The 11,498-nt window shown below is 52.3% G+C and carries 12 protein-coding genes and 1 pseudogene; 5 read left to right on the forward strand and 8 right to left on the reverse strand.

The genetic code is table 11. The features are described from left to right. The first annotated feature begins 303 nt into the window (after nucleotides 1–303). Together ENI00_RS01820 and fhuB are read left to right on the forward strand one after the other, a co-directional pair. On the forward strand, nucleotides 304–1,272 hold the full coding sequence (locus ENI00_RS01820; protein ID WP_304097957.1) for an iron-siderophore ABC transporter substrate-binding protein: 969 nt from the start codon (nucleotides 304–306) through the stop codon (nucleotides 1,270–1,272). Between the two features lie 38 nt (nucleotides 1,273–1,310). Then, nucleotides 1,311–3,269, forward strand: a complete 1,959-nt coding sequence (gene fhuB, locus ENI00_RS01825) for a Fe(3+)-hydroxamate ABC transporter permease FhuB (protein WP_304097959.1) — start codon at nucleotides 1,311–1,313, stop codon at nucleotides 3,267–3,269. A gap of 37 nt (nucleotides 3,270–3,306) precedes the next feature. On the opposite strand, the gene ENI00_RS18690 is transcribed toward fhuB, so the two are convergent. The 3 genes from ENI00_RS18690 to ENI00_RS01835 form a co-directional block, all read right to left on the reverse strand. Further along, entirely contained in the window at nucleotides 3,307–3,462 is a 156-nt protein-coding gene (locus ENI00_RS18690; protein WP_414674192.1) for a (2Fe-2S)-binding protein, read from the reverse strand. Further along, nucleotides 3,426–4,028 carry a siderophore-iron reductase FhuF gene (gene fhuF / locus ENI00_RS01830; RefSeq protein WP_304097963.1) on the reverse strand — a complete coding sequence of 201 codons (603 nt, stop codon included), beginning with the start codon at nucleotides 4,026–4,028 and terminating at the stop codon, nucleotides 3,426–3,428. Before fhuF ends, ENI00_RS18690 begins: the two co-directional genes overlap by 37 nt. Before the next feature lie 188 nt (nucleotides 4,029–4,216). Then, nucleotides 4,217–5,206: a TonB-dependent receptor domain-containing protein gene (locus tag ENI00_RS01835; protein ID WP_304097966.1), complete on the reverse strand. Its 990-nt coding sequence runs from the start codon at nucleotides 5,204–5,206 to the stop codon at nucleotides 4,217–4,219. Nucleotides 5,207–6,137: 931 nt separating this feature from the next. Between ENI00_RS01835 and ENI00_RS01840 the strand changes: the two genes are divergently transcribed. After that, the gene (locus ENI00_RS01840) at nucleotides 6,138–6,380 is read left to right on the forward strand and encodes a hypothetical protein (RefSeq protein ID WP_304097970.1); all 243 of its coding nucleotides are present in this window, start codon (nucleotides 6,138–6,140) and stop codon (nucleotides 6,378–6,380) included. A 25-nt stretch (nucleotides 6,381–6,405) separates the two neighbouring features. Beyond that, nucleotides 6,406–6,534, forward strand: a pseudogene (locus tag ENI00_RS01845) (ATP-binding cassette domain-containing protein); the annotation flags it as partial. Nucleotides 6,535–6,645: 111 nt separating this feature from the next. On the opposite strand, the gene hemH reads toward ENI00_RS01845, so the two are convergent. Continuing rightward, nucleotides 6,646–7,755 carry a ferrochelatase gene (gene hemH / locus ENI00_RS01850; protein WP_304097973.1) on the reverse strand — a complete coding sequence of 370 codons (1,110 nt, stop codon included), beginning with the start codon at nucleotides 7,753–7,755 and terminating at the stop codon, nucleotides 6,646–6,648. 42 nt (nucleotides 7,756–7,797) lie between these two features. Beyond that, complete coding sequence (locus ENI00_RS01855) at nucleotides 7,798–8,229, reverse strand: TIGR01244 family sulfur transferase (protein ID WP_304097976.1); 432 nt, start codon at nucleotides 8,227–8,229, stop codon at nucleotides 7,798–7,800. Nucleotides 8,230–8,655: 426 nt separating this feature from the next. On the opposite strand from ENI00_RS01855, the gene ENI00_RS01860 reads away from it, so the two are divergent. Next, nucleotides 8,656–9,072: a phasin family protein gene (locus ENI00_RS01860; protein ID WP_304097979.1), complete on the forward strand. Its 417-nt coding sequence runs from the start codon at nucleotides 8,656–8,658 to the stop codon at nucleotides 9,070–9,072. Nucleotides 9,073–9,109: 37 nt separating this feature from the next. Here the strand turns inward: ENI00_RS01860 and ENI00_RS01865 are convergent, their stop codons facing one another. The 3 genes from ENI00_RS01865 to ENI00_RS01875 form a co-directional block, all read right to left on the reverse strand. Continuing rightward, nucleotides 9,110–9,739, reverse strand: coding sequence for a TetR/AcrR family transcriptional regulator (locus ENI00_RS01865; RefSeq protein ID WP_304097982.1), 630 nt, complete (start codon nucleotides 9,737–9,739; stop codon nucleotides 9,110–9,112). 18 nt (nucleotides 9,740–9,757) lie between these two features. Further along, nucleotides 9,758–10,570, reverse strand: a complete 813-nt coding sequence (xthA, locus tag ENI00_RS01870) for an exodeoxyribonuclease III (protein ID WP_304097985.1) — start codon at nucleotides 10,568–10,570, stop codon at nucleotides 9,758–9,760. 90 nt (nucleotides 10,571–10,660) lie between these two features. After that, nucleotides 10,661–11,498 (reverse strand): hypothetical protein (locus tag ENI00_RS01875; RefSeq protein WP_349740312.1); only part of this gene is annotated, 838 nt, incomplete at its 5' end.

The following is an 11,498-nucleotide window of genomic DNA, read 5'->3' on the forward strand; positions in this document are numbered from 1 at the left end:
CACGGTGCCCCCGCAGATTCAATCAGCTGTTGGTTAATGAACGCGATTACGCCAATACCAACGCCTGCGCTGATTAGGCTCAGAAGCATGATGATAACGAAGGGGAGGCGGTACTGGCGGAAAACGATGGCGAGTAGCTCCATCAAGGCTCCAGGATAGTGGCTGCAATGATCAGCGAAATGTATAATAATAATCAGTTGCGTTTATGTTCTCTTAAAAATACTTCGTATGCAAACCGGCTTTGCGGGTTCGTGGCCCGTAATGGAGTGTGTGGCGGAGTGCCAGAGGTTCAGTTTCCCAGCCATGTTAGTTTTTTTGGATAATCTGTTGCTATTTGTCCGTTATTTTGGTCACCCACAGACCCGTGTTGGGGGGCTTCTAGTACTGCCGTTTTTCTTTCTGACGTTAGTGTCTCTGAGTGTCGAAGCTTCGGTATCCAGCCATTCACAACCGCAGAATGAAGCCCCGCGAGTGGCGGCCATTGATTGGACGCTGGTCGAAACCCTTATGTCTTTAGGGGTAGTACCGGTTGCGGCGGCTCAGATCAAGGACTATCAGGCCTGGGTCGTGGAGCCGTCACTTCCTGAACAGGTTGTGGATGTAGGCCTGCGTGCTCAGCCCAACCGAGAGTTAGCTGCTTCATTGAATCTTGATCTTATCCTGATATCCCCTTTGTACAGTGCGATAGAGCCCACTCTTTCACAGATAGCGTCGGTTCAGACGCTGACCACATACAATCCAGAGAACGATTTTTGGCAAAACCTTGTAGAAACGACAAGACGGGTTGGCGAGCTGACCGACCGCTCGGCAGAAGCTGAAGCTGTTATAGAGCATCATCGCTCGCGAATTGAGCGGATAAAAGAAACAATTGCCGTGGATACCCCTCCGCTTTTAGTCGTTCAGTTTATTGATGATCGTCATGTGCGTGCTTATGGCAAAGGTAGCTTATACGACATGGTGATCAATCGACTCGGGTTGCAAAACGCCTGGAAAGGCGAAACGAATATGTGGGGCTACACCACAGTCGGTATAGAAGAACTGATTACTCAGGGATATCTGGTGATTGTCGATCCGGTTCCCATGAGCGCAGAGGGGATTTTTGACAGTAACAGGCTTTGGCAAGCGTTGCCGGCCGTTCGTCACGATCGGGTTCTATCGTTACCCGCAGTGTGGAGTTTTGGTGCACTACCTTCCGCAGTTCGCTTTGCTGATGAATTGTCTCAGGCACTGACTGATCAGCACGCCACTGAGCTGGGCTTGAAGAACTTATGATCTCTCTACATCGGCGGGCCTCTCCAGCGTATATTTGTTTGCCACTGGTTATCCTCTGCGCTGTTATCACCTTCAATTTGTTGAAACAAACACTGCCAGACTTGAACGAAGGCGCTTTCGATTTTGCTATCGGGCTCTCTGCGCCTGAAGCCCAAACGATGTCTGCAGCCGTGTTTCAGTTCAGTGTGCTGCCTCGCATGGCTATCGCCCTATTGGTTGGTGCAGCGCTCGGTCTGGCCGGCGTTCTGATGCAGCAAGTTTTACGTAATCCTATTGCCTCGCCGACGACCTTAGGTGTTGCCAGTGGGGCGCAACTTGGCCTTTTGCTGGCCACTCTTTTTGCGCCCGGTCTCTTGGCCTTCGGCAGTGAATGGGTGGCACTGGCAGGAGGCGCAATCTCATTACTGATTGTGCTTTCATTATCCTGGCATCGTGGGCTGGCGCCCGTTGCTGTGGTTTTGGCAGGCTTAGTTGTTAATCTTTATATCGGTGCGCTGAGCACGGTATTGATACTTTTTCATCAGGAAGAATTTCGCGGCTTGATGATCTGGGCTGCTGGCTCTCTTGCTCAAAATAGCTGGAGCGACACCCTGCATTTGTTGCCCCGCCTGGTCGTAGCGGCGATCATAGCCGGATTAATGGCGCGGCCCCTAAGCTTGTTGGAATTGAATGAATCCAGTGCCAGTAGTCTCGGCATATCTGTGCGTAAGCTTCGATTACTGGCCTTGGGTCTGTCGGTTTTTATTACTGCATCTGCAGTTAGTCTGGTAGGTATCGTAGGCTTCGTGGGATTGGCTGCGCCGGTAATCGTCAAACTGATGGGCGCGCGCACTCTGGCCCAGCGGCTGCTTTGGGCACCTGTGTTCGGAGGGCTGCTGCTGCTAACGACCGATCTTCTTTTACTACAGTATTCTGCACAGTTGCCTTCAATGGTTCCAACCGGTGCCATGACCGGACTATTGGGGGCACCGCTATTACTTTGGCTTATTCCGCGATTATCCCTCAAAAGCACTGCGCCAAACACAGCTAAAACGACTTTACAGGCGGCCAGTAAGCCTACGTCTCGAATGTTTCTTTGGCTTCTGGTGTTACTGCTCGTTTCATCAATTGTGGCTCTGTTCGTGACTCAATCCATCGAAGGTTGGGTGTTCAATGGCACCGGACAATGGGAGTCCATTGTCAACTGGCGGCTTCCGCGCGTTCTGGCAGCAGCGGGGGCCGGTGTTCTGCTGGCTTTAGCGGGTACGACCATTCAACGAATGACGGGCAACCCGATGGCCAGCCCAGAGGTGCTGGGGATCAGCTCTGGCACCGCCATTGGATTGATTATCACTATCTACTTTTCCACCAATGTCACCGCGCCGCTGCTTATATTGGCTGGCGCAATGAGTGCCGTCATCACGCTTGCCGTTTTGATTTTTTTGAATCGACGCACCGGATTTCAGTCTGAGCGTTTGCTCCTTACCGGAATAGCCATAGCGGCTTTATTTGAGCCAATAAGAAGTATCTTTCTTGCCAATGGTGACCCCCGCATTCAACAAGTGATTGCATGGATGTCAGGCTCAACCTATTACGTTGATTTTCCAACAGGCCTGAGCGCGCTTCTGCTCGCTGTCATGATGGTGGCGCTAACCCCTCTGGTTGCTCGTTGGTTGGATTTGTTACCTCTCGGTCGCAACGTTGCGCTGGGTTTGGGGCTGGGTGTGGATCGGGTTCGGCTTATACTACTGGCGCTCGTCGCCATACTGACCGCATTTGCAACGCTGATTGTCGGGCCCTTGAGCTTTGCGGGTTTGCTGGCGCCCCATGTTGCCCGAATGCTGGGCTTTTCCAAGGCGCTACCTCATCTTGTAGGTTCAGCGATCGTCGGCGCTTTATTGATGATAAGCGCAGACTGGCTGGGGCGTCAGGTGCTGTTCCCTCAGGAAATTCCAGCCGGCCTGGTAGCCGCCCTTCTGGGGGGAGCCTATTTCATGTGGGGGCTAAGACGATACTGATGCTGGCGCGGCATCTTCATAATTCGACTTTTGGAGATCAGGGTTTACGAATCAGCGGGCAATTGCTGCAGTAATCCAACTCTGGAATAAGGTAGCGAATACAACAAAGACGGCGGCGGCGGTCGTGGCCTTCTCCGGTTGTAGCGATCAGGTAGTTTACCGGCTGGAAGAGAGGGTTGCGCCGGCCATCCAAAAGCGGCTGGCAAGCAGTTCTCTTGCGGGCTCAACCGAACGGGAGTTAGCCAGAGGGTGAGCTTGCAACGCTTCAGTAAAGTATTCAAAGACGTTGCCGGCGTTGCTCCAGAAGACTTTTGGGGACGCTCCCGAATAGTCGGCTAACGCCGTAATCAGTGGTACAAGATGACTGTCGATCAGTTTGGTGAAACGGGTGAGGGCGTTTTGAGTGGCCAGTGGCCGCCCAGTATCGGTGATCCACAGACGGCGGGTTTGTCCTTCAGAACCAACTTCAATGCTGACTTCGTCCAGCCCAATTGGCAGGTCTTGGTCAAGTAATAAGTTGGATGCCAGCGTTGTGGAGATCAGTGCGCTGAAATGCCATTTTGACCAGAGAGAAGCAACAGCGCGCCGGTCAGTCTGACGATATTGAGTTGAGAAACGTGTTAGTTGTGTGCCCAGTCGCTGGGTGTCAAGCAGGTCTGCGGCTCGCAGCATAGAGCTCTGATCGGGCGGTTCGCCCACGCCGGGGGGCGAGAAACCGTCCAGAGGGTCAAGATAGAGACTTTCCAGCGTGGTGTTCATAGGGCTCCTATACTAACAGCTTTTTAAGTTTAAGCTAAATCTTAATCTTAGTAATAATCCCTGTCATTTACGCACTTCGCTGAGAAGCGTAACTGACAAGATCAAAAAGCTCATGGTTACTCTGGTCTCGTGAAGGATGGGCAAGTGGGTTCTTGCCCAGCGGATATTTGGGATGAGTGGAGCGGGTACTAGAAAGTATAAGAGACTGATGCCTCCAACGTTCTCTCCTCACCAAACCAGCGATTAGCACTGTCGAAGCAGCTGTAATAGCGTTCGTTGGTGAGGTTGTTCAGAGGCTGAGCCAGAGCTTCCAGCTCTAAGCCCTGCGAGCGTACGGCACCCGCCTGGATCTTGTCATACGGGCCGCCTGCTGGGTCACGGGTGGGTACGTTCTCTTTGGTAATCTGGTAAAACGCCAGGTTGGCGGTGGTGCGCTGGTCCGGTGACTGATACTTAACGCCCAATTCCCACTGGTCGCCGATGGAGGCATCAAATTCATTGCCATTTCGATCCCTCCCGGTTTGTGGTTCGAAGCTTTCAGCGTAATTGAGGTAAGGCGAGAGTCCGTTTGCGGCTTGGTACATGATTCCGGCTCGCGCTGAAACATTATCCTGGTCGAGCTTCGCGTCTACCGCTGTGCCGTATTGCTTTCCGTTTTCCGTGCCGGTGAAATCGTCCCAGCGTACACCGCCAATCATCACAAACCGGTCAATTCTGACCTGATCTTGTAGATACACAGCCAACTGTTTTTTCTCAATATTGAAGTCAGATGAATACGGGGTGTCTGCGATGTCGATCGTCGAGCGTGAAATTTGCTGATGATTTGGATCGAACAGATCAATAGAGGGAGCGCCGTTTCCACCGGCGGTATCCTCATAGATGACGTCTGATTTCAGGTCCAGATAATCAAAACCCACCAGTAAGTTGTGCTCGACCGCTAACAAGTCTATTTGCGGCTGAAGGTTCCAGTCGTTGTAAAGTAGTTGCATGCCATCGTAGTAGTTCTGATAGTTGATAAAGCCACGAATGCTGAACAAATCCAGACGACCTACGGCCTCTCCGCGCAACTCTGTGTTGACGCCGGGCGAGTATCGAAGAGCCGCGGCGACAGCATCCGCATAGCGCATTTCCAGAGCCTGCTGATCCAGTATCGAGGGTTTGAGAAAAGATCTTTTCATGGTAAAGCCCCATTGTGTTCAGAGTCGGACAGGATAGGCTGTCAAAAATATAATGCGAATCATTATTATTATATTTTTGGGGCGATACTTTACAGTTTGGTGCACCCCACGAAATCATTGCGCGGCAAAGCTTAACCGGTATCCAATATTCCATAGACACCTGTGGTGCAGAAGGGGGCAATCCCGGGGGTAACGTTCAAAGTCGTAGGCATGAAGTGCTTCGCAACCGGAGTTTGGCAGCTAGGCCCGAAAAAACCATTTGAGAACATCTGCCAGGGAGGACAGCGGGCCATGAAACGAAATCACAACGTAATTCTGGCCGGTCACTGTGATGCAACTTAGCGTGTTTGTTGCTGGCGGTATTTTACAGGCGCGCAACCAAAGTGTTGTTTGAAGCTAGGGCTGAAACTGATGTCACAGCTGAAACCACAGGCCAGCGCGACAGACCGCAGCGTTTTGCCAGTGCCGCCACCGCTAATGGCTTATCCTAATTATCATGAACATGGTCTAGAACCTGTTGAATCCTATACAGCTGTAACCCCCGATTGCTCTCCATCTAACCTCGTTTATTGCTGTTCGAAACCTTCCAGAAAACGAAAGCCCTCGGTGTAGTGAGCTTCCACCATTATTAGTGAAGGTAAATCTCAAAACTATTTAATGATAATCATTTGCAATACGAATTTGTAGTGCTAAATTCTGCTCTGAACACGTTCTTAATTCGGGGAGAAAATTATGAGTGGATCAGTGGTTCAGTTGGCGGGTTCATCAAAAAGTATATTCTCTGCTTGGCAGACACTTCGAAAATCTGCTGAGAAAGACAGTGCACGAAAAAACCAGGAAAGTCAGTAGCGCATGGGCGCTCTCGCTGAGCCGCGCGCGTTCAGACTTCCCACCGCGTAAATGTTACGTAAAACCAGGCCCCAGGCATACTATGCGCACGCATTATTGCTCACAATTCAGCTCCAGCCCTTTTTATCTATTAAACGGGTTTGTTGAATGGAATTTGTTGCGAGGTGTGCTGGAAGACCTGGTGACGGCTACCGGTTTGTTGCAACCCCGGGACTACGTGGATGTAGGCGCACAGCTTCGTAATCAGAGGGCACAGCTGATGGAGCGTCAATCAGCAGGCACCGGTGCTGATGCGCATTGCAGATTTGTCGGTGATGACCGTTGAGGCTCAGGTCTCAGAGGCGGATAAACGCATGGATCACCGTCCGGGCCAGCTTTCCGGCGGGCAGCAACAGAGGGTATCCATAGCCCGGGCGCTGATGAATGGCGGTGAGATTATCCTCGCGGATGAGCCTACCGGTGCCCGTGATCGCATCAGTGCCATGGGCAGTAATCTGCGGCTGGTACGCCCCGGTGTTCCAGGGCAAAGGACGGGCGGTTGGGAGATAAAAAAAACGGAAACCTAGCCCATCGCCATTGATGCTTTTGCATTAAAGATCGCGGCCAGGGTAGATCGCGTTTTTCTGCTCCTCCGCACGGGTTTGGCGAGCAGCCAATGTTTCGGACTGGTTATTCGGAGACTGCCAGCCCTGAAGGTTCTCTTCTATCAATTGCACCAACGCATCAATGTGCCCTGGCGTTGCGTTCAGAGCAGTAATGTAGCTGAAACCGTCGCCGCCGGATTCCATAAAATACCCACGATTCTCTTCATCGATTTCTTCAATGGTTTCCAGACAGTCGGATGAAAAGCCCGGACAAAACACATCAACCGTCTTTATGCCTTTACCGGGAAGGGCTTTAAGCGTTTCGTCTGTATAGGGTTTGAGCCATTCTTCTTTGCCGAAACGGGACTGGAACGTAGTCATGTAGTTGTCTTTTTCCAGACCGAGCCGTTCCGCCAGAAGCCTTGAGGTTTTATGGCACTCACAGTGATATGGGTCGCCTCTGGTCAGATACTTCAGAGGCACGCCGTGATAGGACAGAATCAGTTTTTGGTTGCGGCCGTGATGTGACCAATGACTCTCAATATGTCGCGCCATAGCCTCAATATAGGGCGGGTAGTCCGGGTAGTGGGAAATAAATCTCAGGTCCGGTAACCAGCGTCGCGTTTTGAAGTTTTTGGCTATCGCGTCGAAGGTGGATGCCGATGTCGACGCGGAATATTGCGGGTAGAGCGGCAGTACCATGAGTTTTCTGACGCCTTGCTGATCCATTTCATCGAGAACCCGTGCAATGGACGGGTTGCCGTAACGCATGGCAAAGCCAACCACAACGTCAAGGCCGTACTTCTTGGTAAGAGCCTCTTGAATGCGTTCACCCTGGTTTGCCGTATGAATCAACAGCGGTGAGCCCTCCGGCTGCCACACGCTGGCATACGCCGCTGCGCTGCGCTTGGGGCGTATGCGCAGGATCACGCCGTGCAATATTAACCACCACAGCGGACGAGGCAACTCAACAACCCTCGGGTCGGACAGAAACTCCGCCAGATAGCGCCGTAACGCTGAGGGCGTTGGGGCATCGGGCGTACCAAGATTAGTAACCAGCACGCCAATCCTCTCCGACTGGTTATGCCGGAAGTTCTCTGAACCTTTGTATTGCATGGGAGGGTAAATCCTGAGCGTTGATCGTTTGGAACGGGGTGGTTACTTCGGGCTTTTAAACTGCTGCGCCATGCGAGGTGCAAGGCTGCTCATATCGTAGCCTGCGGTGCTCGCTTTAACGAGAACATCCCGTGCAGGGGTGTCACGCGCCGCGCTTAACGCCCAAAGAACCGTGCAACGAGTGCCCGTCCGACAAAAGGCCAATACGGGTTTTTCGGATTCCTGGATCATTTCGGCAAAATGATCCACGTCTGCGTCGGTCACATTTCCGGATGCGACAGGCATATAGACCCAGGCCATGCCGTTTTCACGGGCAGCCGCCTCAATATCCGCCATGGCAGGCTGGCCAGGTTCTTCCTGATTCGGACGATTGGCCACCAGTGTTCTGAAGCCAAGCCGTGCGGCCTCTGCCACATCTGCGGGCATGATTTGAGGCGCAACGGAAATTACATCGTCAATTTTGCGAATATCCATGGGGTTTGTCTCCGGGTTCAGGAATGATCGACAGCATCATCTCACAGCTGATTGCGCCTGTCAGACTGGTGCGGGGTCATTCGGGGCTTGGCACCTGCTTGGTGTCTGGATGTGCCGAGCAAGAGACGAGGTTCTATGCAAAGCACAAAAAAAGCCCGGCAAGGTTGCCGGGCAGAGGCGTGCGAGTAGTATCCATGAAAGACTTTCAGACAAACCGGCGTCAGCAGAGACTCCGGTATAAAGAAGTATTGACCATAATTTGAACACTTCAAGCTGGGGGCCACTCTGTTTGAAAACATTTTTTCATATAGAAATCGCCTTTATACCGACGCCTTTATTTATGCGGCTATCAGGCCGACTGAAATTGGCTTCTAGCTGTAATATAATGGTGTCTTAAATGCTTTATTCCATTTCAGAGGTTGTGACATGACGGACGAAAACGACAAAGATCCCGAAAACGATCCGCAGTTGGCTGCGAAAATTAAAGGTTCGGCCCGTCAGATCTGGCTTGCGGGCCTGGGGGCCTATACCAAGGCAGAAGAAGATACCGGCCGGTTTTTTGAACGTCTGGTTCAAGAAGGTGAGCAGCTGGAAAACAAAACCCGCGGCGCCGTAGAAAAGCAGATTCGCTCCGTTGAAGACCGCGTTGAGGGTGTTCGGGGCAGGGCAACAGGAACCTGGGACAAACTTGAGCACCTGTTTGATGAGCGGGTATCCGGGGCGTTACGCCGGCTTGGCATTCACCGCACAGAAGATATCGAGGTGCTTGCCCAAAGAATAGACGCCCTTGAGGCGGAGGTGTTGGTGCTCCGTAGCCGAATCAGCAAGGATGAAGAAGAATAGTCAGACGAAGACTTTTTTAAACGGCGCCTCGGCTGATTTAAAGGTAATCCCGGCTGATCAATTTAGCGTGTTCCTGCTCATCTTCGGCAAAGTAAGGCAGCATCAGATGCATCATCTGATAGACACCGCGGCCGGGGTCCACGGAGTCTCTGTCATCAAGATGAGACAGGGTATCGAACGCGCTCCAATAGCAGGCCGTAAGGGTTAGTTGCTCGCACAGTGAATCCAGCTCATCATTTTCGATGTGCATCATGTTCTGGCGCCGAAGGCTTTCACAAATGCTTCTGAAAGCTCCGGTTTTCTTCTTGAGAACCCGCTTGAAACGTACCTGCAAACGCTCATAACGCGATAGCACGTTCACCAGATCCTGATACAGAAACCGATAGCGGGCCACCGCCTCAAACAACAAATGCAGGAAAAAACTCTGCTGATCCAGGCTGATGTCCACATCTTCCGGTACCGCAAGCAAATCGAGTATTTCCGCTTCAAACGCGGTGAACAGCTCTTCGACGATCTCGCCCTTGCTCCTGAAATGGTAATACAGGTTACCCGGGCTGATATCCAGTTCGTCCGAAATCAACAGCGTTGTGACGTTTGGTTCGCCCAGACTGTTGAACAGCGACAGGCTGGTATTGAGAATGCGGTCGCGTGTTTTTATTTTTTTCATGTCACACCCGGTCAAAACTCAGAGTTCAAAAGTCGCCCATACAGGGCAGTGATCGGATGGGCGTTCCATTGCGCGAAATGTGTAAGAAACCCCAGCCTCGCGCGCCTTCGGCAACAGGCTTTCATTGGCCATGATCAAATCGATCCGTAGGCCGCGTTTTGGTTCACGATCAAAGCCTTTGCTTCGATAATCAAACCAGCTGTAGGTTTGTGACTCTTCCGGGTGAAGGTGGCGAAAGACATCGGTATAACCTCGCCCCGCAACCTGGCTGAGCCACTCCCGCTCCTCAGGAAGAAATGCGCACTTTCCGGACCTTAGCCAGCGCTTGGCGTTGTCGGCGCCGATGCCCACGTCCTGATCGGTTGGCGCTATGTTCATGTCGCCCATGATGACCACGTGGCTGTCCTGTGCTTTCAGATCATCCAGGTAAGCCATCAGATCGGCATAGAACTTCTCTTTGGCCGGGAATTTAATCGGATGGTCGCGGCTTTCGCCCTGGGGGAAATAGCCGTTGATAACGGTGAGCTTTTGTCCATTTACGGTAAATTGCCCGGTAATCAGGCGGCGTTGGGCAATTTCATCATCTCCGGAGTAGCCCTTAACGACCTGGTCCGGTTCGAGGCGAGAAAGCAGCGCCACGCCATAATGCGTTTTCTGGCCGTGGAACTGAACGTGATAGCCTAGTTCACGAATGGCCTCCACCGGAAATTCCTCATCTCGCACTTTGGTTTCCTGAAGCCCGATGAAATCCGGGTTGTGGCTCTCGATCAGCGCTTCAAGCTGATGCAGGCGGGTGCGGATACTGTTGACGTTAAAAGACACGAACATCATGGCTGAAAGTCTCCCTTAAAGACTCCGGTGTGGGTTGCGGCAGGAGTTTAGCACATTGATATCGGCGGCTGTGCTTCGCAAGGGAGCGCTTCAGGGAGTCAGGCCACACTCGGGGTAGGTGCCCACATTATAGAGGATAGTGGCGGTGTAATTCTGATCCGCGTTTTCACGCACGTTGGTCAGGCCTGAATAGGCTGTGAGTGCGCCCTGATTGTTGTAGCCAAGGATAATGGGGTCCACCAGAAATTTGAGCATGATGCTGTCAGGGCGGATTTGCATCACGTGATCCGCTTTAACGGCTTGGCTCTGCGTTGGCTCAAGAATAAAGGCATAATCCGTTCCCCGGCTTGGGGCCAGAAAGCGGAACTTTACCGATTTACCGCCGGTAACCTCCTCCCAGTGCTGCCGTACCAGATTGTCAAAACCTGCATCCACTACCAGGTTCTCGGAAGAATCCACGCTGGAACGCTTTGTGTCGCCTCCTGGCTCTCGCAGCACAACCGACACGGAATCAGCATTCGGATAGGTAATCTTCAGCGATTCCTGAAAGTCTGGCTGTTGGAAGTTCACCGTCGGACGGATTGCAGACTGGTGATAGTCCAGTGTCTTGTCGCCAAAAACTTCAGCATTGCCATTGACTGAGTGAACATAGGTTACGCTGTGCTCAAGTGGCCGAAACGTGCCGCTTTCACACGTGCCCTCGACACGGTGCTGCTCTTCATACAGGGTTTTACCCTCGCCGCTGCTGGCCGTGCCGGTAAACTGGAACACGTCGGCAGACGCAGGCGCCACGATAGAAGCCAGGACAACGGCTAACGGTAAACAACCGAATTTGTTCATCACGTCAACTCCGGATAAAGGGATTTGCGGGCGAATAAAAGCAGTGGGAACACCACCAGCCAACCCAGGCCAAGGGCGATCAGGGAAG

The organism is Marinobacter antarcticus (genome assembly GCF_011049865.1).
In the GTDB taxonomy this organism is placed as follows: Bacteria; Pseudomonadota; Gammaproteobacteria; order Pseudomonadales; family Oleiphilaceae; genus Marinobacter; species Marinobacter antarcticus_A.